Source organism: Polaromonas sp. P1_F9 (assembly GCF_056405615.1).
Genome location: NZ_JBFUBT010000004.1, coordinates 702255 through 729109, shown reverse-complemented (window position 1 = coordinate 729109; position 26855 = coordinate 702255). Strand labels below are relative to the sequence as shown.

Sequence of the window (26855 nt, the reverse complement as noted above, 5' to 3'; positions counted from 1 at the left end):
CCGAAGCTGCCCATGTCCTTGTTCCCCCATGTCGGTGACGCGGTGCCCAAGCGCCGGCGCTCCATGGCCATCGCACTGGCCGTGATGGCAACCCTGACGCTGCTGGCAACCGTCCATCTGGCGTCCAGCCCACAGTCGCTGCCGGGCCTGCCGCTGGTTACGGCGCTGGCCGCCGCCACTTGCGGCATCGCCTGGCTGCTGGCCGGACGTGACGCGGCGCGAGACCGTATCGGCAAGCAAGCGCTGGAGGGCGCGGACGCGAGGCTGGCCGGCCTGCTGGATTCGGCCATGGACGCCATCATCACCGTGGACAGCGAGCAGCATGTGATTCTCTATAACAAGGCCGCCGAAAAGATCTTCGGCTGGCCCACGCACGAGATGCTGGGCCAGCCGCTCACGCGCCTGATCCCGCGGCGGCACCAGGGTGCGCACGGCGAGCAACTCAGGCGTTTCGGCCAGACCGGCACGACCTCGCGGCGCATGGGGGATGGCACTGTGCTCTACGGGCTCAGGGCCAGCGGCGAGGAGTTCCCGCTGGAGGCCTCGATTTCGCAGCTCGATACCGCGCACGGCAAGCTTTACACCGTGATCCTGCGCGACGTGACTGAGCGGGTGCGTGCCAGCGAGGAACTGAGCGCCTTCGCCTCGGCGGCCCACGCCATCCGCGAGAGCGAGAAAACACGGATCGCGCGCGAGCTGCATGACGAACTCGCGCAGTCGCTGACGGCGATCAAGATGGACGCGACCTGGATCCGGGAAGCCTTGCCCTTGGGTGCGAGCGCCGTACGGGCCAAACTCGACGACATGCTCGGCTTGCTGGACACCACGGTCGCCGCCACGCGCCGCATCGCGTCGGACCTGCGGCCGCTGCTGCTGGACGACCTGGGCCTGGTGCCGGCCATCCAGTGGCTGACCCACAACTTCACCCAGCGCTACGGCGTGCCGTGCCGGCTCTCGCTCGATGAAGAAGTGGAGCTTGCAGAACCCTATGCCACGGCGGTGTTCCGCATCGTGCAGGAGTCGCTGGTGAACGTGGCCAAGCATGCCGGTGCGTCCCAGGCCGAAGTGCGCATCGAGCGGACGGCCGCGGCCGTGGTTCTCGAAGTGGTCGACGACGGTGCCGGATTCGCCCTGGACGCGCCGCGCAAGCCCAGTTCGCTGGGCCTGATGGGCCTGCACGAGCGGGCCCGCCTACTGCAGGGGACGGTGGACATAGACACCGCGCCGGGCCAGGGCACCCGCATACGGGTCAGCATCCCGGTGCCCGAAACAGGAGACATCACGTGATCAGGATTGTGATTGCCGACGACCATTCCATCGTGCGGGAGGGGCTCAAGCGCATCGTGTCCTCCATCGAGGACATGGAGGTCGCCGGGGAGGCTGGCAACGGAACGGAAGTCATGCAGCGCGTGCGCGAACTGGCCTTTGACGTACTGGTGCTGGACCTCTCCATGCCGGGGCGCAGCGGCATGGAGCTCATCAAGCTGATTCGCGGCGAAAAGCCGCAACTGCGCGTCCTGGTCCTGAGCATGCACCAGGAGCTGCAGTACGCCGTGCGCGCCATCAAGAACGGCGCCAGCGGCTATCTGACCAAAGAGAGCGCGCCGGACCAGCTGGAGCTGGCGATACGCAAGGTCGCTTCGGGCGGCGCCTTCATCAGCGCCGAGGTCGCCGAGCAACTCGCGCTGGGCGCAATGCCCGGCAGCCAGGCGGTTCCGCACGAAAGCCTTTCCAATCGTGAGTTTGAAGTGCTGCAATTGCTGGTGGCCGGCGTTTCCCTGACGGACATCGGGACGAAGCTGAACCTGTCGGTCAAGACTGTCAGCACCCACAAGACCAATCTTATGCAAAAAATGGGCTTGCAAAATCAGAGCGAGCTGATCCGCTATGCGCTCAAACATGGACTGACCGAGCCGCTGGACCCCTAAGAACCTGTTCACGGCCCCGTTTAGACCGTGAGCAGGTTCTAAGGCCGGTCTGCTGCGGAAAGCGCCATGTGTTGACAAGAGTCAACACGGCCCCGGGCGTATCTTCCTACAGTCAGGGTATCCAAACTCTGCAGCGGAGATGTTCCATGAGCAATGAACTCAAACAACTGCTGGTCCATGCCGATGCTTCGCCGCAATTCGCGCAACGCCTTGAATTTTCCTGCCGGCTTGCCGCGCAGCATGGCGCCGCCATCACGGCGCTGTATGCATCGCCTTCAGCCTCGGAGGCGCTCCCCGTCGCCTCCGGCATGGGCCCCGGCTTGGCCGTGAGGCGGGAGAGCGTGCAGGACACCGAACTGGCGCGGGCGCGCTCGGTGTTCGAGCAACTCCGGCCTGCGGGGCTGTCGGCCGCCTGGGCTGAAGTCCATGAATTCCCGCTGGTGTCGGCCTTTGCCGAGCAGGCGCTCTATGCCGACCTGCTGGTGCTGGGCCAGCACGGCCCGGGCGAGGGCTGGTCCACACTGATGCCGGCGGATTTTCCGGAGGCCGTGATCGCCCTGAGCGGGCGGCCGGCACTGGTGCTGCCCTACACGTCGGCAAAACCGGGTTTGCCGGGCAATGTGGTGATCGCCTGGAAGCCCACCCGCGGAGCCGCACGCGCGGTGACGGCGGCCCTGCCCATCCTGCGCAACGCAAACTCGGTACATGTCCTGAGTTGGGGCGTCGATGCCGTGGCGGCGACGGGCGCAGGTCCGAATATCGTCTCCTACCTGAAGACCCACGGTGTCCAGGCCAACTGGCACCGGGAAAATGTGGAAGGCGCGGAACCCGGGAACCTGGGCGACCTGCTGCTGTCGCGCGCGTTCGACCTGCAGGCGGACTTGCTGGTGATGGGCTGCTATGGCCGCGCCCGCGCCTATGAATGGGTATTGGGCGGCGCATCCCGGACCGTGCTTAAAAGCATGACGCTGCCGGTATTGATGGCGCACTAGTGGTGCATCAGCGGCGCGCCAGCGGCGAAAACTCGGAAATTTCCGAGCCTGCCTCGGAGCGCCTGCGCTGGTGAACCAGCTTTATCCGAGCTGGCCTTTCAGTAAAAGACGATGTCCCTGCCGCGCCGCCTGCGCGACAGTAAGGGCATGCAACACACCGCTTCACCCACCCGGGTATTTCTGGCCGACGACTCTGCGCTGAGCCGCCGCAGCGTTGCCGAAATGCTTACCGCGCGGGGCGTGGTGGTCGCGGGTCAGGCCGATACGCCGGAGTCTGCGGTCTCGGGCATCCTGGCGACGCAACCCGATGTGGTGGTGCTCGACGTGCAATTCGAGAAGGGCACGGGCATGCAGGTGCTGCAGTCCGTCCTCAAAACCACGCAAGACATTCCCTTCATTATCCTCAGCAACCATGCCGAGGCCGCCTACCGTGCGCGCTACCTGGCTGCGGGTGCTGCCTGCTTTCTCGATAAACACGCCGAGTTTTATCAGCTCGGCGACGCCGTGGCCATGCTTGCGCTGCCGCGGCTTGTGAATCAATCTGCTTCTTCCTCCCAATCCAAGGAGTCATCATGCCCGTAGCCTGTTCATCCACCAGCGGCACTTCATCCGTCGGCGGCATTTCTTCCGCCGCCATCCTGCCGCTGAAGACTCCCTGCTCGAACTGCAATCTGCGCGACATTTGCCTGCCCTGCGGCATGAAGCCCGCCGATGTGGGGGGACTGGACGATCTCCACTTCAGCCGGATCAAGGTCAAGGCGGGGCAGACGCTCTACCATGAGGGCCAGGCTTTCCGCAACATTTATGCGGTGCGCATCGGCACCTTCAAATCCAGCCTTACGCTTGCGGACGGCCGTGAGCAGGTCAGCGGCTTCCAGATGGCCGGTGAGCTGATGGGGCTGGACGGTATTGCCAACGGCGCGTATGCCAGCAACTCCACCGCGCTCGAAGACACTGAAGTCTGCACCATTCCCTACGACCAGATCAGCGGCCTGGCCGCGACCAGTGTCGACATGCAGCAGGCCGTCGGCCGGCTGATGAGTCGGGAGATCGTCAAGGAGCACAGCCTGATGATGCTGCTGGGCAGCATGAACGCCGAAGAGCGGCTGGCCGCCTTCCTGCTCAACCTGTCACAGCGGCTCAAGTTGCGCGGCTACTCGGCCAGCGAGTTTCACCTGCGCATGTCGCGCGCCGAAATCGGCAGCTACCTGGGCATGAAACTGGAGACTGTGAGTCGCACCTTTTCCGCCTTCCAGCAGCAAGGCATCCTTGAAGTCGACAAACGCCACATCCGCGTTCTCGACCACGCGGCCCTCAAACACGTTTTCGACACGCGCGTTCACTGAGGCATTCACTGGGGCGGCGAAACGGTGCCGGCCATCTTTTCCGGGCTCGAATTGCCGCAGAAATCCGTCCATTGCCGCCGCTCGAAGTCATAAAGCTTGCAGCGGCGCGCCGTGTCAAAGTACCAGTGCCAGGAAAAAGGCTGTACAACGATATGGCCGGGCAGCCTGGCCTCCAGGACGGCCTGGGCCTGCTTCAGGCGGTACAGCGGCACGCCCATGTCGACATGGTGGGCGGTGTGCTCCATGATGTGGTGCAGCGCTGCGCCAAAGAACGAGTTGAAGGTCAGGTGCACAGTGGTGGAGACAAAGGGGTTTGCGTCGGACCAGCTCTTTTTGTTGTCGTACCAGGCGATCTGGGTGTGCGTGTGGTGCACGTAGACCACAAAGCCTATAAGGCCGTTCCACACCAACAGCGGCAGGAAAAAGCCGACAGCCAAAAGCCAGAGCGTTGACTGGCCGGTAGACCATGCCGTGACCACCAGGCCCGCGATCCAGGCAGCGGCAGCGGCGGTGACCAGCACGCTGTCCGCGACAAAAATGCCGCGCCGTGTAGGCATCACGACTTTGGACGGGAAGTAAAGCCGCTTCCACCAGATTTCCACGAGGTAATAGAGCCAGGGCGCCCAGCCGCTGCGGTAGACGCGCTCCAGCCATTGTCTCCAGGCGGGCAGGCGTTCATAGGCCTCAAGAGTCGCGGGCTGCCAGACGAAATCAAAGCCGCTGAGGTTGGTGTAGCCGTGATGCACGATGTTGTGCCCGACGTCCCACAGGCTGTAGGGTGTGAGCGAGGGCAGAAAAAGCAGGCGGCCCAGCCAGCGGTTGAGTTTGCGGTGTGGGGTGAAGCTCTGGTGGCACGCATCGTGGCCGAGGATAAACAGCCTGGCGATCATGAACCCCGCCAGCAGGGCCATGAGCACCTGGAGGGCAGGGTGGTCCGCGAGCACCGCTCCGGCCATGCATGCAGCGAACAGGGCAAGGTCCATCAGGGCCAACGCCAATGCGAGGCCGGTGTTTTTGGTCGAGACGGAAAGAAGCCACGAACGCAGGACTTTTCGGTGCGGAAGGACGGTGGCTTGGTTTTGTTGGATTGCTTGTGACAGGGACATGAGATGAAGGGTTGGCAGCCGGGGCCGTCCACCCAGGGCAATGGGGAAGCCGCCAGCTTACGGGCTGGCCTTCGCGGCGATTTGACGCAGGTCAAGAACAGGGCAGACGCGTCCGGCAGCCCCACCTTGCGCCCTCGTTGATCCACATCAACGCAGCCGGGGCGGAGGGGCGGCACAGTGGAGGCTTCATATTCCCTGAACATTCCATGCCCGCTGTATTACCCCAGGCCCTCCGACGGTTCGACATCTCCGGGCCGCGCTATACCTCCTTTCCCACAGCGGACCGTTTTGTCGAGGCCTTTACCGCCGTCGACCATAGCCACGCGCTGGACGACAGACGTGTGCGGGCCGAGACATCGGCGGCGCCGCTGTCGCTGTATGTGCACATCCCGTTTTGCGAATCGCTTTGCTACTACTGCGCATGCAACAAGATCATCACCAAGCAGCACAGCCGCGCCACCGCCTACCTGGGCTATCTTGAGCGCGAAGTGGCCCTGTACACGGCGCACCTGGGGCAGGGGCAGCCCGTTAGCCAGCTGCATCTGGGCGGAGGCACGCCGACTTTTTTGTCCGACGCGGAGCTCGCACAGCTCATGGACATGCTCAGACGCAACTTCGACATCGCGGCCAGTGCGGAAATGGCCATCGAGGTAGACCCACGCACTGTGGACAACATGCGCCTGGCCGCGCTGGCTGCCCTGGGCTTTAACCGCCTGAGTTTCGGCGTGCAGGATTTCGACGCCGACGTGCAAAAAGCCGTGCACCGCGTCCAACCCGCCGAACAGGTGTTCGCGCTGGTCGCGCAGGCGCGCGCGCTCGGGTTTGAATCCATCAATGTGGACCTGATCTACGGCTTGCCGCGGCAGACACAGACGTCCTTCGCGCGCACCATACGCCAGGTCGAGGAACTCAGGCCGGACCGCATTGCTCTGTATGCCTATGCCCATTTGCCGGAGCGCTTCAAGCCGCAGCGGCACATCCCAACGGCGCTGCTGCCCGCGGCCGAGGACAAGGCGGCCATGCTGGCCGAGGCTATGCAGCGTTTGCAGGGTGCGGGTTACCGCTACATCGGCATGGACCACTTCGCGCTCGAGAACGACGCGCTGGCCGTGGCCAGCCGCGAGGGTCGGCTGCACCGCAACTTCCAGGGCTACAGTACCCAGCCCGACCGCGACCTGGTGGGCCTGGGCGTGTCGGCCATAGGCGCGGTCGGCGCCACCTACAGCCAGAACGCCAAAACGATGGAGGAATACTGCGACCTGCTCGACCAGGGACGCTTTCCGGTTACGCGCGGCCTGGCGCTGAGCCGGGACGACCTGGCGCGCCGCGCGGTGATCATGGCCATCATGTGCCAGGGCCAGGTGTGGTTCGAGTCGATAGAGCTCGCCTGGATGCTGGACTTCAAGACCTACTTTTCGGCGGAACTGGAGCGCCTGCGCGAATTGGAGGACGCCGGGCTGGCCGTGCTTTCCGACACCGGCATCAAGGTGACGCCCGAAGGCCGGTTTGTGCTGCGCGCGGTGGCCATGGTGTTTGACCGGTACCTGCAGGCGGACCTCAACCGCAGCCGGTTTTCGCGCATTATTTGATTGCGGCGCCGCCCATGTCTTACGCACTCGCCATGACGGCCTTGCTGATGGGGCTGGCCGGCGGACCGCATTGCGCCGTGATGTGCGGCGCTGCCTGTGGCGGTCTCCGGCGCGTGGGCCCGCAGCGGCAGGCGCATTCACCGCTGGTCTTTCAGGCCGGGCGGCTTGTCGGCTATTCAAGTGCGGGCGCGGTTGCAGCGACGGCAGTGCAAAGTTTTGCCTGGATCACGGAGCAGGCCGCCGTGGTCAAGCCGCTATGGGTGCTGTTTCACCTGGCCGTGCTGGGCTGGGGCCTGATGCTGGTGGTGAAAGCCAGTCAGCCGGCCTGGGCCGACCGGGCAGGGCGCTCTGCCTGGTCCCGAGTGGGGGCCGTGGCCGCATCGCGCGGCGGCATGTTCTCGGTGGGCGCGCTGTGGGCCTTCATGCCCTGCAGCCTGCTTTATTCGGCGCTGCTGGTGGCGTCGCTCAGCGGTGGGTCGCTGCAAGGCGCGCTGGCCATGGCGGCTTTTGCCGTGGGCAGCGGTGTCTCGCTGCTGCTGGCGCCCGGGCTGCTGGCCGCGCTGCGGCGCGCCGGTAACGGGCTGGGCGATCAACTCGGCGTGCGCCTGGCCGGCGGTGTGCTGATGCTGGCCGCCGTGTTCGGCTTGTGGAGCGACATGACGCATCGCATCGCGCAGTGGTGCGGGCTGGCCTGAGGCTGTCCTTGCCGCTGGCTTGCGAATTGCATCAGCTGAGAGAGACCGACTCCAGATAGCAAGGCAGGTGGCATGGCCAGTGCAGCTCGCGTTCGATGCGCTGGCGCATGGCATCGGCAGCGGCGGGCTCGCCGTGAGTAATGAAAGTCTGTTTCGGTGCCGACTTGAAGCCGCGCAGCCAACCCATGATTTCAACCGCATCCGAATGGGCCGACAGATCGTCCAGCATCGCCACTTCTGCGCGCACCGGCACGTCCTGGCCGTGGATGCGCACCGAGGGCGCACCGCCGGCGATGAGCGCGCCGCGCGTGCCGCCGGGCTGGAAGCCGGCAAACACGATGGTGTTGCGCTTGTCGGGCGCGAAGGCTTTGAGATGGTGGACCACACGTCCGCCGGTCGCCATGCCGCTGGCCGCGATGATGACCATGGGACCATGTTTGGCATTGAGCAGGCGCGACTCCTCCGGCGACTCAACGATGTGGGCGGTATGTGCCATGGCTTCGCACTCCGCGGTTGTCAGCCGCAGTTCGGCCTTGTGCTTCATGTACACCTGCGTGGCATTGGCCGCCATGGGGCTGTTGAGGTAGATCGGCAGGTTGCGTTGTATGACACCTTGCGCCTTGAGCACCTGAACGCAGTGCAGCAGGCTTTGCGCGCGCCCCACTGCAAAAGCCGGGATCACCACCACCCCGCCGCGCGCGGCTGTGCGGTTGATTACCTGACCCAGCGCCAGCAGAGGGTCGGAGTCCTTGTGCAGACGATTCCCATAAGTGGATTCCACCACCAGGTAGTCGGCGCCGTCCATCTGCGAAGGCGGCTTGAGCACCAGGTCGTTGGGGCGGCCTATGTCCCCCGAAAACAGGATGGAGCGCGAGCCGTTGTCCAGCCGCACAAAAGACGAGCCCACCATATGGCCCGAAGGTGTCAGGCTGGCGTTCAAGCCCGGCGCCGGGTTCCAGTGTTTGCCGCTGGGCACCGGGTGCAGCAGCTTGAGGCAGCGCAGCGCGTCTTCGCGTGTGTACAGGGGCAGCGCCGGCGCGTGCTTCGAAAAGCCGTGGCGGTTGGCGTATTCAGCTTCTTCTTCCTGCAGGTGGCCGGCGTCGGGCAGCAGGATGCGGCACAGGTCGGCCGTGGCCGGGGTGCAGAACACCTTGCCTTTGAACCCTTGTCGCGCCAGCAGCGGCAGGTAACCGCTGTGGTCGATGTGGGCATGCGTCAGGATCACGGCATCAATGCCAGCCGGATCCACCGGCAACGGCGACCAGTTGCGCAGCCGCAATTGCTTGTAGCCCTGAAACAGCCCGCAGTCGACCAGCACCGTGGACTCCCCGTACCGGACCAGGTATTTGGAGCCGGTGACGGTATCTGTGGCACCTAGGAATTGGATCTTCATGTCTGCAGCGTAGGTGAAAAAGGTATGTGGGTATTTGATGTGGCGCAATATCCAGCACGTTGCAATGCCTCGGGGAAACCCGGACAGAAGCCAGTCGAAGCGGATTTTGCTATTGATTTAATAGCTGCTTGCGCCCGCTATGCATGGAGTTGAAGCTGTTTTCTTTCAGAGGCAGCGGCCTGACTCCCGCCTCCTGCCGCCTTCCAGTGTGACGAATACAGCATGGCGGTCGCAGGTCTCGCCATGGCCATGCGCGCGTCTTGCGCCTGCCGCGGCGCTGAGGGCCAGCGCCGCGAAGCCGCGGGCCGCCACAAAGGCCAGGAAGGCCGTGCCGCTCAGGGGCCGGGCGAGCAAGGCACGGACGAAGCCAGGTCGACAAGGCTCCCAGTGCAGACTCACGCCCTGCGCGGTTCCTGCGGGCTCAATTATCGCGTTGTCATCGGCGCCAAGGCGCACGCGCTGGCCGGCTTCGATGAAATGATCGCCGGGATCGTTGTGGCGTGTCAGCCAGAGCCGGCCGCGCAGCACCGTCAGTTCGCCGCCGCGCCGCGGCAAACGCAGTGCCTGGCCGGGCACCAGGCGCCGGATGCCGCTGAGCGATACGGCGTTGTTTGATTTCGCATTCATCATCAGCCTCTTTGGATGTGGCCACTGCAGTCATAGCCCGGCAAGGGCGTGCAGCGCGGGGTTGTCGATCTGGCCGGCGAGCAGCTTCGCCGCCGCCGCGCTCGCACTGTCGCCGAGCGCCGCGCGGTGCAGGCAGGCGTGCACCGTCAGTTCGCGCATGCCGCTGCGCGCAGCGAGGTCCTGCATTTCGTTGATCCAGGCCGAGGCCTGGGGCATGGCTTGTGCCACAGCGACATCACACAGCGCGTCGAGGGCATATGCCTTGGCCCATAGGTAGGCATCAGGAAGGCGTACGCAGCGCGCCAGGGCGTCTGTGAGTATTTCGACGGCGCGCTGCGGTTCCCCGCGTGCCATCGCCACGCGCCCCAGGCCTCGGCCGGCAATGCCTTCCCAGCACGGGTCGCCGAGCTGGCAGCCGAGCGCGAAGGCATGCTCGAAGCGGCTCGCGGCGGCATCCACGTCGCCGCGCAGCAGGTCGATTTCGGCTCGCAGCGATTGCGGCCACGGCACAAAGGCGGTCCAGCCTTGCCGGGCCAGTGCCACCGAGCGGTCCAGGGCGTCGGCGGCGGCCTCGGGTTCGCCGTGCAGCAGCAGCGCGCGGCCCAGCATCGACAGCGCGTAGGCAAGTTGCCGGCTGTCGCCGACGCTAACAGCCAGCGCCTCAGCTTCGCGCAGCTGGCTGATGGCGGCCGTGTAATGCGCAGTGTCGCTGAGCGCAGCGCCGTACACGGTGGCGATGCGCGCCTGCTCCGCGTGGTCGCCGGCTGCCATCGGCGTCGCGCGTTGCAGCCAGGCCAGCGCGCGTTCATAGCGGCCGCGCAGGAATTCGACATAGCCAAGTTCGCGGCACGCGGCGGCGGCGAGTACCGGCGAAGCCTCGCGGCCGACTTCCAGTGCTTCGTGAAGCGCCGTGGCACCTTCTTCGTCGCGTCCGCGGGCGGCATGCACCAGCGCACCGCCCAGGGCCACACGGGCGCGCGCACGCAGTGCCGCGTCGCCGGTGGCATCGGCTTCCACGATCGCGCGGCGCAGGCATTGCAGGCCGGCATCGAGCGCGCCGGCGCTGATGGCTGCTTCACCGGCTTCGAGTTGCGCCAGCGCCGCCGCGCGCCCGGTGGCGGGCCGCGCGGTGGGCGCTGCGGTGAGCGTGCGCAGGGCCGCGTCCAGCGTGGCGCCGGGTTGCACGCCGAGTTCGCGCTGGAACAATTCACGGCAGGCTGCGGCCTGGCGCGCGGCGCCCACGCCGTCGCCCGAGGCCGCGAGGCTGCGCACCAGCAAAGCCTGGTAGTTCTCGTCGAGCGGGTTGTGCCGCACCAGCCGGCCAGCCAGTGTGGCTGCTTCTGTCATGGCGCCCGCGGCCATGCGAGCCAGGGCGGCTTCGCGCAGCACAGCCTCGGCGGCGGCCTGAAGGTGGCGGCGCTCCGTGGCGAGCCAGACCTCGAAGGCCGGGCTGCCCGAAAAATTCATGCCTTCCAGTAACTCGTGATCCAGGCCGGGCACACACAGGGCTTGCGCCCAGCTGCCCGACAGCACGGCGCCGAGGTCGATGTAGGTGGCTGGCTCCAGTGAAAGCGCCAGCAGATCGCCGCGCAAATCTGCGGTGTCGAGAAGGCGCCGCAACTCACTGAGGTTCCAGCGCAGGGCGGCCAGCGGATCTTCGGCATCCTCGAACAGCAGCTGCGCCAGGTGCTTGCGGCTGACCGGCGCATCGCTGCGGACCAGGTAGGCGAGCAGGCCCCAGACTTTGTGCCCGCGTGGCGCCGGCACGGGCTGGCCTCCGCGCTCCGCCCGCGGCGGGCCGAGCAGGTGGATGGCCAGCCCCAAAGGCGGCGCGTCGTTCGGGGCTGGCGAGTTCACCGGCGGCCTCAGGCTTCGGCGGTGGTGGGGTCTATGGTGGTGGTGACCCGCGAGACAGAGTCCGCTGGAAAGCCACCCCTGCGCGCGTGTTCCCTCACGAGTTCCTCGCTGGCCGCGTTGTAGATGCAGTACATCTTGCCGCCCGTCACGTAGCTTTGCACCCACTGCACGTCAGGCCCCAGTTCCTGCAGCACACCGCAGGATTTCTGGGAGATGGATTGCAGCTCGGCGGGCTTCAGGGTCCCGAGTCCGGGGATGGTACGTTCGATCACGAATTTGGGCATAACAGGCTCCGTTAAGTTAGTGGAGACCCGAAGATAGGCAGTGTACGTGTGAGCCGGCGTGTGAGAAAGACGCCCGGATCGAATCAATAAGGGGAATGGCGCGGTGTCGGCCTATCCGATTTGTACCCGTTTTCTTACAAATCGACCGGAGCGAATGCGCTGTTCGTGGATAGCATCGGAGTGTGTGCTCCCTGCCCGGCTGCTGCAACATCCCCCACCTTCAAAAAAAACATGATGAATCGCTCCCCTTTGTTCCTTTTGCCACACCGAGTTCTGCGCGGAGCTGCTATTGCGGCTGCCGGGCTGTGCGCGGCCCTGCCGGCCTTTGCCGGCGGCAACACAGAGCCGCTCACCGACATCCTTTCTTCGCCGGGCAGTGCCGGGCTGGGTCTCGTGACCCGGATCGAACGTTCGCCCTATAAGGATGCCGGCACACGCTACGACCTGCTGCCGCTTTACCTGTATGAAGGTGAGCGGCTTTTCCTGCATGCCAACCGGGGCGGCATCAAACTGCTCAACGGCACCGAAAAGCGGCTGGACCTTTTTGTGGAGCAGCGCCTGGAGGGCTTCCCCACCGAGCGCCTGCCCGCCAGTCTGGCCGGCATGTCGCCGCGCGACTCGGGCCTGGACCTGGGCCTGGCCTATCGCTGGCGTCAGCCCTGGGGAACGCTGCAGGCCGAGCTGGTGCATGACATCAGCAACACCTACAAGGGCAACGAGTTCCGTCTGGGCTACACCTACGACTGGCGCTCGGGCCCCTGGATGTTGCGCCCCAGCGTGACCGTGGGGGTGCGCGACGCCAGGCTCAACAACTATTACTACGGCGTGCAGGCCAGTGAGGCAACGGCCGGGCGACCTGCTTATGCGCCGGGCTCGGGTGTGCAGACCTCGATTGGCCTGTACGGCTCCTATGACCTCACCGAGCGCTGGCGCCTGCTGGCCGGTGTGTCGGCCACCTTGCTGGACAACAAGACCAAGAACAGCCCCATCGTGCAAAAGAGCGTGCTGCCCGCCGTGTATGTCGGCGCGGCCTATGATTTTGGCGGCCACAAGCGCGAGTGGGCAGAAGACGGCTCGCCCACCTACTTCAAGCTGCTGTACGGCAAGTCAACCGAAGACGGCTGTCACCTGGCCAAGATCATCACGGCGCAGTGCCTGTCGACGGCGAAGGTCAATTCGACCCGCATTACCGGCATTCAGGTGGGCAAGCCCTTCCTGAACAATGTGAACGGCTGGCCGCTAGACTTCGTCGGCTACGTAGGCCTCACGCACCACGATGAGCGGGGCTTGCAGGCTAATGGCGTGCAACTGGACCTGTTCATGAAGGCCGTGTACTCGGGCTTCCCCTGGAGTGATCGGGTCAAGACGCGGCTGGGCCTGGGTGTGGGTGTGTCGATGGCGCAGCGGGCGCCCTACATCGAGTCGTCCAGCCTGGCGGCAAACGGCAAGTCGGCCTCGCGCATGCTTAACTACCTGGACCCGACCATTGACGTGAGCCTGGGCGACCTGATCGGCTACCGGCCGCTCAAGGACACCTACATAGGCTTTGGCGTGTCGCACCGCTCCGGCATTTTTGGTTCGTCGCGTTTGCTGGGCAACGTCAACGGCGGCTCCAACTACATCTACACCTACGTCGAAACGGCGCTTTGAACCGTATTTGCTATTGATTTGATAGCTTCTAGCGCATGGTTATAAAGGGCTGCAGCCTGATTTGACTGAAAAATCAGGCGTACGCGGCCCTGGCAGGCATGGCTGGCTGGTTTTGCACATTGCTGGCAGCAATCACGCCGCCACCCAGGCAGACATCGCCCTGGTAGAGCACAGCCGACTGGCCCGGCGTCACCGCCCACTGGGCATCGGCAAACTCCAGTTCGCAAGCCGCGCCGGTAGCGCTGCGCAGTTCGCAGGGCGCGTCGGCCTGCCGGTAGCGTGTCTTGGCCGCCATGACACCGGGCCTCGGTGCATGTCCCGCCACCCAGCTGCAATCCTGCGCCTGGAGCACCGTGGATTCCAGCCACGGGTGATCATGGCCCTGAACCACCCACAGCGTGTTCGTTTCAAGGTCCTTGCGTGCCACAAACCAGGGTTCGTGCTCTCCGATGCCGCGCAACCCGCGTGCCTGCACGGCCTTGAGCTCGGCTCCCTTGGCCTTCACGCCGCCTATGCCCAGGCCCTGGCGCTGTCCCAAGGTATAGAAGGACAGGCCCACATGCTCACCGAGTACGCGGCCCTTGTCGTTCTTGATTGGGCCGGGCTCTTTGGCGATGTAGCGATTCAAAAATTCGCGGAAAGGCCTCTCGCCGATAAAGCAGATGCCTGTGGAGTCTTTTTTCTTCGCGTTGGGCAGGCCGATCTCGTCGGCAATGCGCCGGACTTCGGTCTTGCGCAGCTCACCCACGGGGAACAGCGTTTTGGAGAGCTGAGCCTGGTTCAGCCGGTGCAAAAAATAGCTTTGGTCTTTGGCTGGATCAAGGCCTTTGAGCAGCTCGTGCAGGCCGGTGGCTTCGTTGTGGCGAACCCTGGCGTAATGCCCGGTCGCGATTTTTTCGGCGCCCAGGCGCATGGCATGGTCCAGAAACGCCTTGAACTTGATTTCGGCGTTGCACAGGATGTCAGGGTTGGGCGTACGGCCAGCCTGGTATTCGCGCAGGAACTCGGCGAAAACGCGGTCCTTGTAGTCGGCCGCGAAGTTGACGTGCTCGATCTCGATGCCGATCACGTCGGCCACGGCGGCGGCGTCGACAAAATCAATGTTGGACGAGCAGAACTCGCTGTCGTCGTCATCTTCCCAGTTCTTCATGAAGATGCCGATAACCTCGTGGCCCTGCCGTTTGAGCAGGTGCGCCGTCACGGCGGAGTCCACGCCTCCGCTCAGGCCGACGACGATCCGTTTGCGCTTGCCGTCGTGGCTGTGTGTGTTGATTTGCGGGTTGCCCATGGCTCTATTGTAAAAAGATGAAAGCGTTTGCGCCTGTCCGGGCTTTTCGGCCCTGTTGGCCGTGCGGCCGGCGGCACAATGGAATGCCCCTTTCCTGCAGGAGCTGCCACTTTGCAACGACGTCAATTTCTTTCTCGCACCGGCCAGGCCGTCACGGCGGCCGGCATCGCCACCGGGCTGCCATGGCTTTCGTCACTGGCCCAGGCCGCGGGCCTGAAACCCGTGGGCAAGGCCCAAGCCTTCGACTACGCGATGCTCAAGGGCCAGGCGCGCGACTTGTCGGCCAAACCCTACCGGCCCCGGTCAACGGCCTTGCCGGCGGGTATTTCGGACTTGAACTGGGACCAGCACCAGGCCATCCGCTTTCGGGACGACCATGCCTTGTGGGGCGACGACAAGCTGCGCTTCGTGGCCAAGTTTTTCCACCTCGGCCTGTTCTTCAAGACGCCGGTGCGCATGCACGAAGTGAGCAATGGCCAGGCACAGGAACTGGCCTATGACCCGGCCATGTTTGATTACGGGAAAAGCGGCGTGCGGGGCGACAAACTGCCCGCCGACCTCGGTTTTGCCGGTTTCCGGCTGAATTTCCACACCGATCCGGTGCGTGACGTGGCGGCCTTCCTCGGCGCAAGTTACTTTCGCGCGGTGGGCGGCGAATGGCAGTACGGCCAGTCGGCGCGGGGCCTGGCCATCGACACGGCGCAAACTTTCCCGGAAGAGTTTCCGGATTTCATCGGTTACTGGCTCGAAAAGCCGGACCCGAAAGCGGCTTCACTGACCGTCTACGCCCTGCTGGACTCGCCGAGCGTCAGCGGCGCCTACCGCTTTGTGATCACGCCGGGTGACACGCAGATCATGGACCTGGACGTGGCGCTGTACCCGCGCAAAACCATTGACCGCATGGGCATCGCGCCATGCACCAGCATGTTCCAGACCGGCGAAAACGACAGACGCATGGGCTGGGACTGGCGCGGCGAAATCCACGACACCGACGGCCTGGCCATGCACAGCGGCACGGGCGAATGGCTGTGGCGCCCACTGACCAATCCGGCGCAATTGCAGTTCAACGCCTTCCAGGACGAGAACCCGCGCGGCTTTGGCCTGATGCAGCGCGACCGCAACTTTGACCACTACCAGGACGACGGCGTGTTCTATGAAAAACGCCCGAGCCTGTGGGTTGAGCCCAAGGCGGGCTGGGGTGCGGGCGCGATACAGCTGGTGGAAATTCCGACCGCGGACGAAACTTTTGACAACATCGTGGCCTTCTGGAACCCCAGGGACAAGCCGCAGGCAGGGCAGGAATTGCTGTTTTCCTACCGGCTGCACTGGGGCGGCGAGCCGCCCGCCGCACAAGGGCCGCTCGCGCGCTGTGTGGCCACGCGCACCGGCCTCGGCGGCGTGGTCGGGCAAAAGCGCACGGCCTACACGCGGCGTTTTGCCGTCGATTTTGCGGGCGGCGACTTTGCCTTGCTGAACCGCGGGGCCCAGGTCAAAGCCGTGATCACCGCATCGCGCGGCACGATTGAATTGACGTCGGCCCGGCCACTGGAGGCCATCAAGGGGTGGCGAGCCATGTTCGACCTGCGCCCCGATGGCGACAGCGTGGCACCCATCAACCTGCGCATGCATTTGCAGGTCGACGGCCAGTCATTGACGGAGACCTGGTTGTACCAGTGGACGCCGCCGCCGGTGGCGCAACGAATTCTTTATTGAGGACTGCGCTGGCTGTCAGCGGGAAAGCGGGGTCCTGTTGGCGCTGCCAAATCATCCACGGCAGCGGTGCTTCCTACCTCTGGCTCAGCGGTGCATGCACGCTGGCATCCGTGGTCACCAGATCAAGCGGGAAGCGCCTGCCTGCCAGGTAATCTTCCATGCAGGTCAACAAGAGGGGGCTTCGATGCATGTGAGCGCTCGCTCTTATTTCGTCGGCCGTCAGCCAGACCGTGCGCACAATGCCTTCATCCAGCGTCTGGCCCGCGACATGCTCGCCCAGTTCGCCGCAGAACGCAAAGCGCAGGTAGGTGATGTCTTCGGATTCTTCCTGCCCGATGAGGGCCCGCTCAAAGCGGGAGAGATAGACACCCACAATGGCGGTGGGCGTGAAATGGAAGGCGGTTTCTTCCAGCGTCTCGCGAACGCAACCCTCAAAGGGGCTTTCACCGGGATCCAGGTGGCCGGCGGGGTTGTTGAGCTTCAGGCCGTCCCGCGTTTCCTCTTCGACCAGCAGGAACCTGGAGACACCGTCAATCTTTTTTTCAATCACCGCAGCGACCGTGACGCTGGGCTTCCATCGTTTAATCATGCGCCGGATTATCCGTGGCCTTGATGACCGGGGTCCTGACGCGCCAGCCCGGTGTGTTGGCCGGCCGAAAATCCGGCAGCGAAACTCTCGCGCAAATGGGCCACAAGGCATTGCACCGCCTTGGGCACTTGCTGCGACCAGGGCCTGAGGGCGTAAATGCGCTCGCCGAAAAATCCCTGCACCTGCCACTCGGGCAGCACCTGCACTAGCGGCGATGGCGATGGCTCCGCGCTGCCACCTGCGGGTGCGCTGAAATCCGGCAGCAGGCCGATGCCGAGGCCCGCCACCAGCGCTTCGCGCAGCACTTCGCTGTTGTTGGCCTTCAGGGTGCCCGTAATGTTCACGCCGACCTGCTCGCGGGATTTGCGCTTGCCGCTGCGCACGAAGGTCCAGCTGGCGGTGTTGTGGTTGCCCAGGTAGAGCAGGCAGTCGTGCGCGCCCAGGTCTGACGGCTGCGCAGGCACGCCGCGTCGCGCCAGGTAGTCGGGGCTGGCCAGCAGGATGGAGCGCGTTTCGCAGAGCACCCAGGCCACATGGGTTTCGGGCGGCGCATTGGTGTGGCGTATCGCCAGGTCGAAGCCTTCGTTGGCAAGGTTGACAAAGCGGTCGGTGAGTTCCAGTTCGATATGGATTTCGGGATAGCGCTTGAGGAAGGCCGCAACGCAGGGCGCCAGGTGCTGACGCCCGAGCGCGACAGGTGCTGTCACGCGGATCAGCCCGCGCGGGGTTTCCACCAGGTCCTTCACGGCGGAATAGCTCTCGCTGATGCGGTTAAACGCCGGCTGCATGTCGTTCACCAATTGCTGGCCAGCCTCCGTCAGGCCTACGGAGCGCGTGGTGCGCCGCACCAGCGTCACGCCGGCGGCGCGCTCCAGCTCACTGATGCGCATGCTGGCCGAGGCCTTGGACATCCCGAGGCGTCGCGCCGCTTCGGTAAAGCTGCGTGTAGCCGCCAGGATGGTCAGCAGGTGAAGGTCGGCGACGAGGGGCGATAGCTGGTCGGAAGACATGGAGGTCGAGAAGCCTATTGTTCAAAAATATGAACAATGTAATCACAAAACAGGGCATTATCAATTGGGCTGCGCAGCCCTAGACTGCGGTTAAACCCACACGGCCGGCCCGGCCCCGTACCTTTCAAGGATTGCAAATGTCTTTATCCCCTGCTGCCTCTGCTTCACAAGCCACCATCGGCCACTACCTGAATGGCCGTGTGGCCGCGCCGTCTTCCGGGCGTAGCCAGGAAGTCTTCAACCCTGCAACGGGCGCGGTGTCGGGTCATGTCGCGCTTGCCAGCGGAGTGGAGGTCAATGCGGCCGTGGCGTCAGCCCAGGCCGCATTTCCCGCCTGGGCCGACACGCCGCCGCTGCGCCGCGCACGCGTGATGTTCAAGTTTCTGGAACTGCTCAACCTGAACAAGGACAAGCTGGCCCACATGATCACCGCCGAGCACGGCAAGGTGTTCACCGACGCCCAGGGCGAGGTCTCGCGCGGCATCGACATTGTTGAATTCGCCTGCGGCATTCCGCAGCTGCTCAAGGGCGACTTCACCGACCAGGTTTCCACCGGCATCGACAACTGGACGCTGCGCCAGCCGCTGGGTGTGGTGGCTGGTATCACGCCCTTCAATTTCCCGGTGATGGTGCCGATGTGGATGTTCCCGGTGGCGATTGCCGCCGGCAACTGCTTTGTGCTCAAACCCAGTCCCATCGACCCCAGCCCCAGCCTTTTCATGGCCGACCTGCTCAAGCAAGCCGGCTTGCCCGATGGCGTCTTCAACGTGGTGCAGGGGGATAAAGAGGCGGTCGACGCCCTGCTGGTGCACCCGGACGTGAAGGCCGTGTCCTTTGTCGGCTCCACGCCGATTGCCAACTACATCTACGAAACCGGCGCACGCCACGGCAAGCGCGTGCAGGCCCTGGGCGGCGCTAAGAACCACATGGTGGTCATGCCCGACGCCGATCTGGAGCAGGCGGTGGATGCATTGATCGGCGCCGGCTACGGCTCGGCCGGCGAACGCTGCATGGCGATCTCTGTGGCTGTGCTGGTGGGCAATGTGGCCGAGAAGCTCATTCCCATGCTGGAAGCGCGCGCCAAAACACTGGTGATCAAAAACGGTGTGGAGCTTGACGCTGAAATGGGCCCCATCGTCACATCGGCCGCGCACCAGCGCATTACCGGCTACATCGACACTGGCGTGAAGGAGGGCGCCAAGCTGCTGGTGGACGGCCGCACCTTCACGGGCGCCAAGGCCGGCCCGGGCTGCGGCAAGGGCTTCTGGATGGGCGGCACGCTGTTTGACCACGTGACCCCCGACATGCGCATCTATAAAGAAGAGATCTTCGGCCCCGTGCTGGGCTGCGTGCGCGTGAAGGACTTCGCCGAAGCGGTGGACCTGATCAATGCCCATGAATTCGGCAACGGCGTGAGCTGCTTCACCCGTGACGGCCATGTAGCACGCGAATTCAGCCGCCGCATCCAGGTCGGCATGGTGGGCATCAATGTGCCGATCCCGGTGCCCATGGCCTGGCATGGCTTCGGTGGCTGGAAAAAGAGCCTCTTTGGCGACATGCACGCCTATGGCGAAGAGGGCGTGCGCTTCTATACCAAACAAAAGTCCATCATGCAGCGCTGGCCCGAGAGCATCGGCAAGGGCGCCGAATTCGTGATGCCGACAGCCAAATAGAAATAGCACGCCAGCCATCAAGGCAAACCGGCCCCAACCGCCAGGTATTGGTGAGCGGGGCTTTTTTATTGCGTGGCTTGACTCGGGTCAAAAACGGTAGACTGCCCGGACAAAAATTTGCAAAAATCTCATGTAAGCTTCATGACAGGTGCAAAAACGGATACGCAGACACACATCGAAGCAGATCACGCGCAAGCTCACCCTTGGGCTGACGTCAACCAAACCAACACCAACGTACTGAGGAGAGACCCATGCTCATTGGGGTACCCGCCGAAATCACGGCCGGAGAAACACGCGTCGCCATCACGCCCGAAACGGCCAAAAAGCTCAAAGCGCAGGGGCACACCGTACGTGTGCAGTCGGGCGCCGGCGTCGCCGCCAGCGTTACCGACGAAGCCTACACGGCGGTCGGCGCAGAGATTACCGACGCGGCGGGTGCCTACGGCGCTGATATCGTGCTCAAGGTGCGTTGCCCGCTCGATAGCGAAATGCCGCTGGCCAAAGCCGGCGGTGTACTGGTCGGCATGCTCAATCCATTTGATGCCGCAGGCCTGCAACGCCTCGCAGCGGGAAAATTGACGTCTTTCGCACTGGAGGCCGCGCCGCGCACCAGCCGGGCGCAAAGCATGGACGTGCTCTCCTCGCAAGCCAACATCGCGGGCTACAAGGCCGTGATGATGGCTGCGGCTGAATACCAGCGCTTCTTCCCCATGCTGATGACGGCGGCCGGCACGGTCAAGGCCGCGCGTGTGGTGATCCTGGGCGTCGGCGTAGCCGGCCTTCAGGCCATTGCCACCGCCAAGCGCCTGGGCGCCGTGATTGAAGCCAGCGATGTGCGCCCCAGCGTGAAGGAACAGGTCGAATCCCTGGGCGGCAAGTTCATCGATGTGCCCTACGAAACCGACGAAGAGCGCGAAGCCGCCGTCGGCGTGGGCGGCTATGCCAAGCCCATGCCGCCCAGCTGGCTTGAGCGCCAAAAGGCCGAAGTCGCCAAGCGCGTCGCGCAGGCCGACGTCGTCATCACCACGGCACTGATTCCGGGCCGCCCTGCGCCCGTGCTGGTCACAGAAGACATGGTCAAAGCCATGAAACCCGGCAGCGTGATCGTCGATCTGGCTGCGCCGCAAGGCGGCAACTGCCCGCTGACCGAGCCTGGCAAGACCGTGGTCAAGCACGGGGTGACGCTGATCGGTGAAACCAACGTGCCGGCCCTTGTCGCAGCGGACGCCAGCGCGCTCTACGCACGAAACCTGCTCGACTTCCTCAAGCTCATCATCACCAAGGAAGGCACGCTCAATGTCGACCTGGAAGATGACATCGTCGCCGCCTGCCTGATGACGCAGGGCGGCGAGATCAAGAAGAAGTAACCCATTCGGGACCCATCGGATCAATTGGATTTAATCGGACAGGCCGGGTTCAAGCCGGCGCAGCCCCCTCACGGAGAAGACCATGGATGCAGTGTCACCCACCATCATCAACCTGATTATTTTTGTACTGGCCATCTACGTGGGTTACCACGTGGTGTGGACGGTTACGCCTGCCCTGCACACGCCGCTGATGGCGGTGACCAATGCGATTTCGGCCATCGTGATCGTGGGCGCCATGCTCGCGGCCGCGCTGACCGAAACATCGCTGGGCAAAACCATGGGCGTGCTGGCCGTGGCGCTGGCGGCCGTCAATATCTTCGGCGGCTTTCTGGTGACGCGCCGGATGCTGGAGATGTTCCGCAAGAAAGAAAAGAAAGTCGCCGCGCCCGCTGAAGGAGCCGCCAAATGAGCATGAATCTCGTCACGCTGCTGTATCTGGTGGCTTCTGTTTGCTTCATCCAGGCGCTCAAAGGCCTGTCACACCCCACCAGCTCGATCCGCGGCAACCTGTTCGGCATGGTCGGCATGGCGATTGCCATGCTGACGACGGCAGCGCTCATCGTTGAAATCTCGGGCGGCAAAGCCCTGGGCATGGGTTACGTCCTGCTGGGCTTGGTGATCGGTGGGGGCTATGGCGCCTGGCGCGCCAAGACGGTCGAAATGACCAAGATGCCTGAACTCGTGGCCTTCTTTCACAGCATGATCGGCCTGGCCGCGGTCTTTATCGCCGTGGCCGCCGTCGCCGAACCCTACGCTTTTGGCATCGCGGCCAAAGGCAGCCCCATCCCCACCGGCAACCGGCTGGAGCTGTTCCTCGGTGCGGCCATTGGCGCCATCACCTTCAGCGGCTCGGTGATTGCCTTCGGCAAACTGTCGGGCACGTACAAGTTCCGCCTGTTCCAGGGCGCGCCGGTGCAGTTCGCCGGCCAGCACAAGCTGAACCTGGTGCTGGGCCTGCTGACCATCGGCCTGGGGCTGGTGTTCATGTTCACGGGCAGCTGGCCCGCCTTTTTCGCGATGCTGGCAATGAGCTTCGTGATGGGCGTGCTGATCATCATCCCGATCGGAGGCGCCGACATGCCGGTGGTGGTGTCCATGCTTAACAGCTACTCGGGCTGGGCCGCGGCGGGCATCGGGTTTTCGCTCAACAACTCCATGCTGATCATTGCCGGCTCGCTGGTCGGCTCATCGGGTGCCATCCTCTCGTACATCATGTGCAAGGCGATGAACCGTTCCTTCTTCAATGTGATCCTGGGCGGCTTCGGCGGTGAGGCCGGTACGGCCGCCGCAGGCGCCAAAGAGCAGCGCCCCGTCAAGTCGGGCTCGGCTGATGACGCTGCCTTCATCCTGGGTAATGCAGAAACCGTGATCATCGTTCCGGGCTACGGCCTGGCCGTGGCGCGCGCCCAGCATTCGGTCAAAGAGCTGGCGCAAAAGCTCATCGACAGGGGCGTCAACGTCAAGTACGCGATCCACCCGGTGGCAGGCCGCATGCCCGGCCACATGAACGTGCTGCTGGCCGAGGCCGAAGTGCCCTACGACCAGGTGCATGAAATGGAAGACATCAACGCCGAATTCGGCCAGGCCGACGTCGCCATCATCCTGGGCGCCAACGACGTGGTGAACCCTGCCGCGCACGTCAAGGGCAGCGCCATTTATGGCATGCCCATCCTGGAGGCCTACAAGGCCAAGACGGTCATCGTCAACAAGCGCTCCATGGCGGCCGGCTATGCGGGCCTGGACAACGAACTCTTTTACATGGACAAGACCATGATGGTGTTCGGCGACGCCAAAAAGGTGATTGAAGACATGGGCAAGGCCATCGAATAAGGGTAATGGCAGCCCCTGAGCGGCTGCGACTTGCCTGCATGTCATGAATTAGAGGGGCGCCCCTTCTAATTTCCCGGGTTTCCTAGGGAAAACGCAATAGCCACGAAGAGGGCACGCCATGAGAATCCGTGGCAGTAAGCAAAACGTAATGGAGAGACACACATGAATGCAGCGACCATTGACCGCCCGTGGCTCAAGGCCTATCCACCGGGCGTTCCTACCGATATCGACGCGTCCCAGTACCCGTCGCTGGTCGCATTGATGGAGGAAAGCTTCAAGAAACACGGCAGCCGGGTAGCCTACAGCTTCATGGGCAAGGACGTGACCTTCGGTCAGACCGACAGCCTGTCGCTCGCCTTCGGTGCCTACCTGCAAAGCCTGGGCCTGGCCAAAGGCGACCGCATTGCCATCATGATGCCCAATGTGCCGCAGTATCCGGTGGCTGTGGCCGCCATCCTGCGCGCCGGCTATGTGGTGGTCAATGTCAACCCGCTGTACACCCCGCGCGAACTGGAGCATCAGCTCAAGGACTCCGGTTCGAAGGCGATCGTCATCATCGAAAACTTCGCCAACACGCTCGAGCAATGCATTGCCGCCACGCCCGTCAAGCACGTGGTGTTGTGTGCCATGGGCGACCAGCTGGGCATGCTCAAGGGTGCGCTCGTCAACTACGTGGTGCGCAACGTCAAGAAGATGGTGCCGGCCTTCAACCTGCCCGGCGCCGTGCGTTTTAATGACGCTGTGGCGCAGGGCACGCGCCTGACGCTCAAGCGGCCCGACATCAAACCCGACGACGTGGCTGTGCTGCAATACACCGGTGGCACCACCGGTGTTTCCAAAGGCGCCGTGCTGCTGCACCGCAACGTGATCGCCAACGTGCTGCAGTCCGAGGCCTGGAACAGCCCGGCCATGGCGGCCCTGCCGGCCGGCGAGCAGCTCACGTATGTCTGCGCGCTGCCGCTGTATCACATCTTCGCGTTCACCGTGAACATGATGCTGGGCATGCGCACCGGCAGCAAAAACATACTGATCCCCAATCCGCGTGACCTGACGGCTGTGCTTAAAGAGCTCTCCAGGCACAAGATCAACAGCTTCCCCGCGGTCAACACGCTGTTCAACGGCCTGGCCAACCACCCTGACTTCAACACCGTGGACTGGTCGCACCTGAAGATTTCACTGGGTGGCGGCATGGCTGTGCAAGGCGCGGTGGCCAAGCTGTGGCTCGAGAAAACCGGCTGCCCGGTCTGCGAAGGTTACGGCCTGTCCGAGACATCACCCTCGGCCAGCTGCAACCCGACCAACAGCAAGGCCTTCACCGGCACCATCGGCGTGCCGATTCCCGGCACTTACTTCAAGCTGCTCGATGACGACGGCAATGAAGTCCCGCAAGGCCAGCCCGGCGAAATCGCCATCAAGGGTCCGCAGGTCATGGCCGGCTACTGGCAGCGCCCCGACGAGACCGCCAAGGTCATGACGCCCGACGGGTACTTCAAATCGGGCGACATCGGCGTGGTCGATGAAAACGGCTTCTTCAAGATCGTCGACCGCAAAAAAGACATGATCCTTGTGAGCGGCTTCAATGTTTATCCGAACGAAATTGAAGACGTGGTGGCCAAGCTCGACGGCGTGATGGAATGTGCCTGCGTAGGCGTCGCCGATGAAAAGTCCGGCGAAGCCGTGAAGCTGGTGATCGTGAAAAAGAATCCAGAGCTGACGGAAGCGCAGGTGCGGGAATACTGCAAAACCAATCTCACAGGCTACAAACAACCGAAAGTGGTGGAGTTCCGTACCGATCTGCCCAAGACGCCGGTTGGCAAGATCCTGCGCCGCGAACTGCGCGACAAGAAATAAACGGCAAGTTTCAGAGCTCGCCGCGATTGCGCGGCAGGTTTTCTAGAGGGCAGCGCAAGCTGCCCTTTTTTCTGCGCCCCCGGTGTTGAAAGCGCGGGCAAAATCAGGGCATGACTTCGGTTGACACCTTTCCCCACGCAGCCACTGCCATTCTCAGCGCCCTTGCTGAAGAACAGTCCGGCCTGATTGACCTGCTGGAAAACGCGCGGCAGGTAAAGCGCGCTGGCCGTGAATTCTGGCTTGGTACCCTGCACGGCCGCCCGGTCGTGCTGGTGCTCGCACGCATCGGCAAGGTAGCGGCGACCACCACGACGGTGGCGCTGATAGAGCACTTCAAAGTAGGCCGCATTGTCTTCACCGGTGTGGCCGGTGGGCTGGGTGAAAGCGTGAATGTGGGCGATGTGGTGGTAGCCGACAGTTTTGTGCAGCATGACATGGACGCGTCACCGCTGTTTCCCCGCTATGAGGTTCCGCTGTATGGCAAGACGGTTTTTGAAAGCAACGCGGCTTTGACGGCGTTATTGCACGCGGCGGCGCTGGCTGCCGGTACGGTGCCGGCGTATCCGTCTGCGCGTGTCCACCGCGGGCTGATGATCAGCGGCGACCGTTTTGTCTGCGGCGCGCAGGAAGCCGACCGTATCCGTGCGGCGCTGATTGCAGCTGGCCACACGCCGCTGGCGGTCGAGATGGAGGGCGCGGCCGTGGCGCAGGTCTGCCATGACTACGGCGTGGCGTTTGCGTCGGTGAGAACGATTTCCGACCGCGCCGACGACGCCGCGCACGTGGACTTTCCGGCATTCGTGGCGGAAGTGGCCAGCGTCTATGCGCGTGCCATTGTTGAAAAGTTGCTGCCGGCGATTTCCGCTTGAAGTTTTGCTATCTATTTAGTAGCAAATTGCGCATGTAAATACTGGGTCACAGCCGATTTCATATCTAAATGCGGCTCGCCGGCGGCTTGGAAGTGCCTATTTCAGCCAGCCCCGCTTGCGGAAATAGATCATCGGCACCAGTGCACTGGCCACCATCAGCGCAATCACATACGGATAAGCCGCCGGCCCCAGAAGCTGCAGCTCCGGGAAAGTCATGTTCATGCCATAGATGCTGGCGATCAGGGTCGGTGGCAGCAAGGCCACGCTGGCCACCGAGAAGATCTTGATGATCTTGTTCTGGTTGATATTGATGAAGCCGACCGTGGCGTCCATCAGGAAGTTGATCTTGTCGAAGAGGAAGGCGGTGTGCGAATCGAGCGAGTCGATGTCGCGCAGAATCTGCCTGGCTTCCTCGAACTGCTCGGCGTTGAGCATCTTGCTGCGCATCATGAAGCTGACGGCACGGCGCGTGTCCATCATGTTGCGGCGAATGCGGCCGTTCAGGTCTTCATGGCGGGCAATGGCGCCCAGCACTTCGCCGGCCAGGGCATCGGTCACGTCGCCCGACAACACCTGCGCGCTGACTTTTTCGAGCTCGACATAAACGCCTTCCAGCGTGTCGGCGGAATACTCGGCGTCGGCGTCAAACAGCTTGAGCAGCACCTCCTTGGCATCCTCGATCAGCCCCGGGGCGCGGCGCGCGCGCATTCGCAGCAAGCGGAACACCGGCACGTCCTCGTCGTGAATGGAAAACAGCACACCCTTGCTCTTGAGGTCGTCGTTGACCAGGTTCAGGATGAAAGCCACCCGCACGGTGCGCGGCTCCTCATCGTCGGCAATCAGGAAGTCGGAGCGGATGTGCAGCTCGCCGTTGTCTTCCTCGTAGAAGCGCGCGGACTCTTCAATGTCCTCGTCCATCGCGTCCTCCGGAATGGACAATCCGTAGTACTGCTTGATCCAGCGTTTTTCTTCGAGGGTGGGAGACTCCAGATCCACCCAGATGGGCTGGAATTTGGAGAGTTCTTCCAGGGATTCGATTTCTTCCTGGAAAAGCCGGCCGTTGGCCAGCGTGAAAATATTGAGCATGACTGACTGCCTATCGGTTCAGGGGCCAGCACAAGGCGAACGCTCAGGCCTTGCGCGAAAGCGCGGTAAAAGGGCGGTGGGATATGGCATCGCTTTCAACCCCCTTTCAACA

General features: G+C 63.6%; 24 protein-coding genes. 15 read left to right on the top strand and 9 right to left on the bottom strand.

Annotated elements, in window-relative coordinates; all coding sequences use genetic code 11:
• The first annotated feature begins 12 nt into the window (after nucleotides 1-12).
• The 5 genes from AC1DYR_RS14825 (at nucleotide 13) to AC1DYR_RS14805 (ending at nucleotide 4266) form a co-directional block, all read left to right on the top strand.
• The gene (locus AC1DYR_RS14825; protein WP_477705751.1) at nucleotides 13-1287 is read left to right on the top strand and encodes a PAS domain-containing sensor histidine kinase; all 1275 of its coding nucleotides are present in this window, start codon (nucleotides 13-15) and stop codon (nucleotides 1285-1287) included.
• Nucleotides 1284-1928, top strand: coding sequence for a response regulator (locus AC1DYR_RS14820; RefSeq protein WP_477705750.1), 645 nt, complete (start codon nucleotides 1284-1286; stop codon nucleotides 1926-1928). Before AC1DYR_RS14825 ends, AC1DYR_RS14820 begins: the two co-directional genes overlap by 4 nt.
• A 146-nt stretch (nucleotides 1929-2074) precedes the next feature.
• Entirely contained in the window at nucleotides 2075-2920 is an 846-nt protein-coding gene (locus AC1DYR_RS14815) for a universal stress protein (protein ID WP_477705749.1), read from the top strand.
• A gap of 111 nt (nucleotides 2921-3031) precedes the next feature.
• Nucleotides 3032-3502, top strand: a complete 471-nt coding sequence (locus AC1DYR_RS14810; protein ID WP_477705748.1) for a response regulator — start codon at nucleotides 3032-3034, stop codon at nucleotides 3500-3502.
• Nucleotides 3493-4266 (top strand): helix-turn-helix domain-containing protein, encoded by a 774-nt coding sequence (locus AC1DYR_RS14805; protein ID WP_477705747.1) that lies wholly within the window; start codon nucleotides 3493-3495, stop codon nucleotides 4264-4266. Before AC1DYR_RS14810 ends, AC1DYR_RS14805 begins: the two co-directional genes overlap by 10 nt.
• Before the next feature lie 5 nt (nucleotides 4267-4271).
• Here the strand turns inward: AC1DYR_RS14805 and AC1DYR_RS14800 are convergent, their stop codons facing one another.
• The gene (locus AC1DYR_RS14800; RefSeq protein ID WP_477705746.1) at nucleotides 4272-5372 is read right to left on the bottom strand and encodes a fatty acid desaturase; all 1101 of its coding nucleotides are present in this window, start codon (nucleotides 5370-5372) and stop codon (nucleotides 4272-4274) included.
• A gap of 206 nt (nucleotides 5373-5578) precedes the next feature.
• Here AC1DYR_RS14800 and hemN point away from each other — a divergent pair, with 206 nt between their 5' ends.
• Together hemN and AC1DYR_RS14790 are read left to right on the top strand one after the other, a co-directional pair.
• Nucleotides 5579-6961: an oxygen-independent coproporphyrinogen III oxidase gene (hemN, locus tag AC1DYR_RS14795; protein ID WP_477705745.1), complete on the top strand. Its 1383-nt coding sequence runs from the start codon at nucleotides 5579-5581 to the stop codon at nucleotides 6959-6961.
• Nucleotides 6962-6975: 14 nt separating this feature from the next.
• On the top strand, nucleotides 6976-7656 hold the full coding sequence (locus tag AC1DYR_RS14790) for a sulfite exporter TauE/SafE family protein (protein WP_477705744.1): 681 nt from the start codon (nucleotides 6976-6978) through the stop codon (nucleotides 7654-7656).
• A 31-nt stretch (nucleotides 7657-7687) separates the two neighbouring features.
• On the opposite strand, the gene AC1DYR_RS14785 is transcribed toward AC1DYR_RS14790, so the two are convergent.
• From AC1DYR_RS14785 to AC1DYR_RS14770, 4 genes are all read right to left on the bottom strand, one after another.
• Nucleotides 7688-9049, bottom strand: a complete 1362-nt coding sequence (locus AC1DYR_RS14785) for an MBL fold metallo-hydrolase RNA specificity domain-containing protein (protein ID WP_477705743.1) — start codon at nucleotides 9047-9049, stop codon at nucleotides 7688-7690.
• Between the two features lie 165 nt (nucleotides 9050-9214).
• Complete coding sequence (locus AC1DYR_RS14780; RefSeq protein ID WP_477705742.1) at nucleotides 9215-9676, bottom strand: DUF2917 domain-containing protein; 462 nt, start codon at nucleotides 9674-9676, stop codon at nucleotides 9215-9217.
• 30 nt (nucleotides 9677-9706) lie between these two features.
• Entirely contained in the window at nucleotides 9707-11533 is a 1827-nt protein-coding gene (locus tag AC1DYR_RS14775) for an AfsR/SARP family transcriptional regulator (protein WP_477705741.1), read from the bottom strand.
• An 8-nt stretch (nucleotides 11534-11541) separates the two neighbouring features.
• Nucleotides 11542-11817: a DUF4242 domain-containing protein gene (locus AC1DYR_RS14770; protein WP_477705740.1), complete on the bottom strand. Its 276-nt coding sequence runs from the start codon at nucleotides 11815-11817 to the stop codon at nucleotides 11542-11544.
• Between the two features lie 234 nt (nucleotides 11818-12051).
• Between AC1DYR_RS14770 and AC1DYR_RS14765 the strand changes: the two genes are divergently transcribed.
• Nucleotides 12052-13467, top strand: a complete 1416-nt coding sequence (locus tag AC1DYR_RS14765) for a MipA/OmpV family protein (protein WP_477705739.1) — start codon at nucleotides 12052-12054, stop codon at nucleotides 13465-13467.
• Nucleotides 13468-13540: 73 nt separating this feature from the next.
• Here AC1DYR_RS14765 and mnmA read toward each other — a convergent pair whose 3' ends face one another.
• Nucleotides 13541-14755: a tRNA 2-thiouridine(34) synthase MnmA gene (gene mnmA, locus AC1DYR_RS14760; protein ID WP_477705738.1), complete on the bottom strand. Its 1215-nt coding sequence runs from the start codon at nucleotides 14753-14755 to the stop codon at nucleotides 13541-13543.
• 111 nt (nucleotides 14756-14866) lie between these two features.
• Here mnmA and AC1DYR_RS14755 point away from each other — a divergent pair, with 111 nt between their 5' ends.
• Nucleotides 14867-16468, top strand: coding sequence for an OpgD/OpgG family glucan biosynthesis protein (locus AC1DYR_RS14755; protein WP_477705737.1), 1602 nt, complete (start codon nucleotides 14867-14869; stop codon nucleotides 16466-16468).
• Nucleotides 16469-16541: 73 nt separating this feature from the next.
• On the opposite strand, the gene AC1DYR_RS14750 is transcribed toward AC1DYR_RS14755, so the two are convergent.
• Together AC1DYR_RS14750 and AC1DYR_RS14745 are read right to left on the bottom strand one after the other, a co-directional pair.
• Nucleotides 16542-17057, bottom strand: coding sequence for an NUDIX hydrolase (locus tag AC1DYR_RS14750; RefSeq protein WP_477705736.1), 516 nt, complete (start codon nucleotides 17055-17057; stop codon nucleotides 16542-16544).
• An 8-nt stretch (nucleotides 17058-17065) separates the two neighbouring features.
• The gene (locus tag AC1DYR_RS14745; protein ID WP_477705735.1) at nucleotides 17066-18067 is read right to left on the bottom strand and encodes a LysR family transcriptional regulator; all 1002 of its coding nucleotides are present in this window, start codon (nucleotides 18065-18067) and stop codon (nucleotides 17066-17068) included.
• A 137-nt stretch (nucleotides 18068-18204) separates the two neighbouring features.
• On the opposite strand from AC1DYR_RS14745, the gene AC1DYR_RS14740 reads away from it, so the two are divergent.
• The 6 genes from AC1DYR_RS14740 to AC1DYR_RS14715 all read left to right on the top strand — a co-directional run bounded on the left by AC1DYR_RS14740 (nucleotide 18205) and on the right by AC1DYR_RS14715 (nucleotide 25657).
• Nucleotides 18205-19740: a CoA-acylating methylmalonate-semialdehyde dehydrogenase gene (locus tag AC1DYR_RS14740; protein WP_477705734.1), complete on the top strand. Its 1536-nt coding sequence runs from the start codon at nucleotides 18205-18207 to the stop codon at nucleotides 19738-19740.
• 251 nt (nucleotides 19741-19991) lie between these two features.
• Nucleotides 19992-21107 carry a Re/Si-specific NAD(P)(+) transhydrogenase subunit alpha gene (locus AC1DYR_RS14735; protein ID WP_477705733.1) on the top strand — a complete coding sequence of 372 codons (1116 nt, stop codon included), beginning with the start codon at nucleotides 19992-19994 and terminating at the stop codon, nucleotides 21105-21107.
• Between the two features lie 82 nt (nucleotides 21108-21189).
• Nucleotides 21190-21516, top strand: coding sequence for an NAD(P) transhydrogenase subunit alpha part 2 (locus AC1DYR_RS14730; protein ID WP_477705732.1), 327 nt, complete (start codon nucleotides 21190-21192; stop codon nucleotides 21514-21516).
• The gene (locus tag AC1DYR_RS14725; RefSeq protein ID WP_477705731.1) at nucleotides 21513-22937 is read left to right on the top strand and encodes an NAD(P)(+) transhydrogenase (Re/Si-specific) subunit beta; all 1425 of its coding nucleotides are present in this window, start codon (nucleotides 21513-21515) and stop codon (nucleotides 22935-22937) included. Before AC1DYR_RS14730 ends, AC1DYR_RS14725 begins: the two co-directional genes overlap by 4 nt.
• Nucleotides 22938-23099: 162 nt before the next feature.
• A complete protein-coding gene (locus AC1DYR_RS14720) occupies nucleotides 23100-24788 on the top strand; it encodes a long-chain-fatty-acid--CoA ligase (RefSeq protein WP_477705730.1) in 1689 nt (562 codons plus the stop codon).
• A 110-nt stretch (nucleotides 24789-24898) separates the two neighbouring features.
• Nucleotides 24899-25657 carry a 5'-methylthioadenosine/adenosylhomocysteine nucleosidase gene (locus AC1DYR_RS14715; protein WP_477705729.1) on the top strand — a complete coding sequence of 253 codons (759 nt, stop codon included), beginning with the start codon at nucleotides 24899-24901 and terminating at the stop codon, nucleotides 25655-25657.
• Nucleotides 25658-25753: 96 nt separating this feature from the next.
• Here the strand turns inward: AC1DYR_RS14715 and AC1DYR_RS14710 are convergent, their stop codons facing one another.
• On the bottom strand, nucleotides 25754-26743 hold the full coding sequence (locus AC1DYR_RS14710; RefSeq protein WP_477646712.1) for a magnesium and cobalt transport protein CorA: 990 nt from the start codon (nucleotides 26741-26743) through the stop codon (nucleotides 25754-25756).
• Nucleotides 26744-26855: the final 112 nt, after the last annotated feature.

Coding starts and splice junctions, on each gene's coding strand:
- AC1DYR_RS14785 (WP_477705743.1), bottom strand. CDS start 9,049: ATGAAGATCCAATTCCTAGGTGCCACAGATACCGTCACCGGCTCCAAA.
- AC1DYR_RS14780 (WP_477705742.1), bottom strand. CDS start 9,676: ATGAATGCGAAATCAAACAACGCCGTATCGCTCAGCGGCATCCGGCGC.
- AC1DYR_RS14825 (WP_477705751.1), top strand. CDS start 13: ATGTCCTTGTTCCCCCATGTCGGTGACGCGGTGCCCAAGCGCCGGCGC.
- AC1DYR_RS14750 (WP_477705736.1), bottom strand. CDS start 17,057: ATGATTAAACGATGGAAGCCCAGCGTCACGGTCGCTGCGGTGATTGAA.
- AC1DYR_RS14815 (WP_477705749.1), top strand. CDS start 2,075: ATGAGCAATGAACTCAAACAACTGCTGGTCCATGCCGATGCTTCGCCG.
- hemN (WP_477705745.1), top strand. CDS start 5,579: ATGCCCGCTGTATTACCCCAGGCCCTCCGACGGTTCGACATCTCCGGG.
- AC1DYR_RS14735 (WP_477705733.1), top strand. CDS start 19,992: ATGCTCATTGGGGTACCCGCCGAAATCACGGCCGGAGAAACACGCGTC.
- mnmA (WP_477705738.1), bottom strand. CDS start 14,755: ATGGGCAACCCGCAAATCAACACACACAGCCACGACGGCAAGCGCAAA.
- AC1DYR_RS14745 (WP_477705735.1), bottom strand. CDS start 18,067: ATGTCTTCCGACCAGCTATCGCCCCTCGTCGCCGACCTTCACCTGCTG.
- AC1DYR_RS14740 (WP_477705734.1), top strand. CDS start 18,205: ATGTCTTTATCCCCTGCTGCCTCTGCTTCACAAGCCACCATCGGCCAC.
- AC1DYR_RS14710 (WP_477646712.1), bottom strand. CDS start 26,743: ATGCTCAATATTTTCACGCTGGCCAACGGCCGGCTTTTCCAGGAAGAA.
- AC1DYR_RS14730 (WP_477705732.1), top strand. CDS start 21,190: ATGGATGCAGTGTCACCCACCATCATCAACCTGATTATTTTTGTACTG.
- AC1DYR_RS14720 (WP_477705730.1), top strand. CDS start 23,100: ATGAATGCAGCGACCATTGACCGCCCGTGGCTCAAGGCCTATCCACCG.
- AC1DYR_RS14790 (WP_477705744.1), top strand. CDS start 6,976: ATGTCTTACGCACTCGCCATGACGGCCTTGCTGATGGGGCTGGCCGGC.
- AC1DYR_RS14765 (WP_477705739.1), top strand. CDS start 12,052: ATGAATCGCTCCCCTTTGTTCCTTTTGCCACACCGAGTTCTGCGCGGA.
- AC1DYR_RS14800 (WP_477705746.1), bottom strand. CDS start 5,372: ATGTCCCTGTCACAAGCAATCCAACAAAACCAAGCCACCGTCCTTCCG.
- AC1DYR_RS14805 (WP_477705747.1), top strand. CDS start 3,493: ATGCCCGTAGCCTGTTCATCCACCAGCGGCACTTCATCCGTCGGCGGC.
- AC1DYR_RS14725 (WP_477705731.1), top strand. CDS start 21,513: ATGAGCATGAATCTCGTCACGCTGCTGTATCTGGTGGCTTCTGTTTGC.
- AC1DYR_RS14770 (WP_477705740.1), bottom strand. CDS start 11,817: ATGCCCAAATTCGTGATCGAACGTACCATCCCCGGACTCGGGACCCTG.
- AC1DYR_RS14810 (WP_477705748.1), top strand. CDS start 3,032: ATGTCCCTGCCGCGCCGCCTGCGCGACAGTAAGGGCATGCAACACACC.
- AC1DYR_RS14715 (WP_477705729.1), top strand. CDS start 24,899: ATGACTTCGGTTGACACCTTTCCCCACGCAGCCACTGCCATTCTCAGC.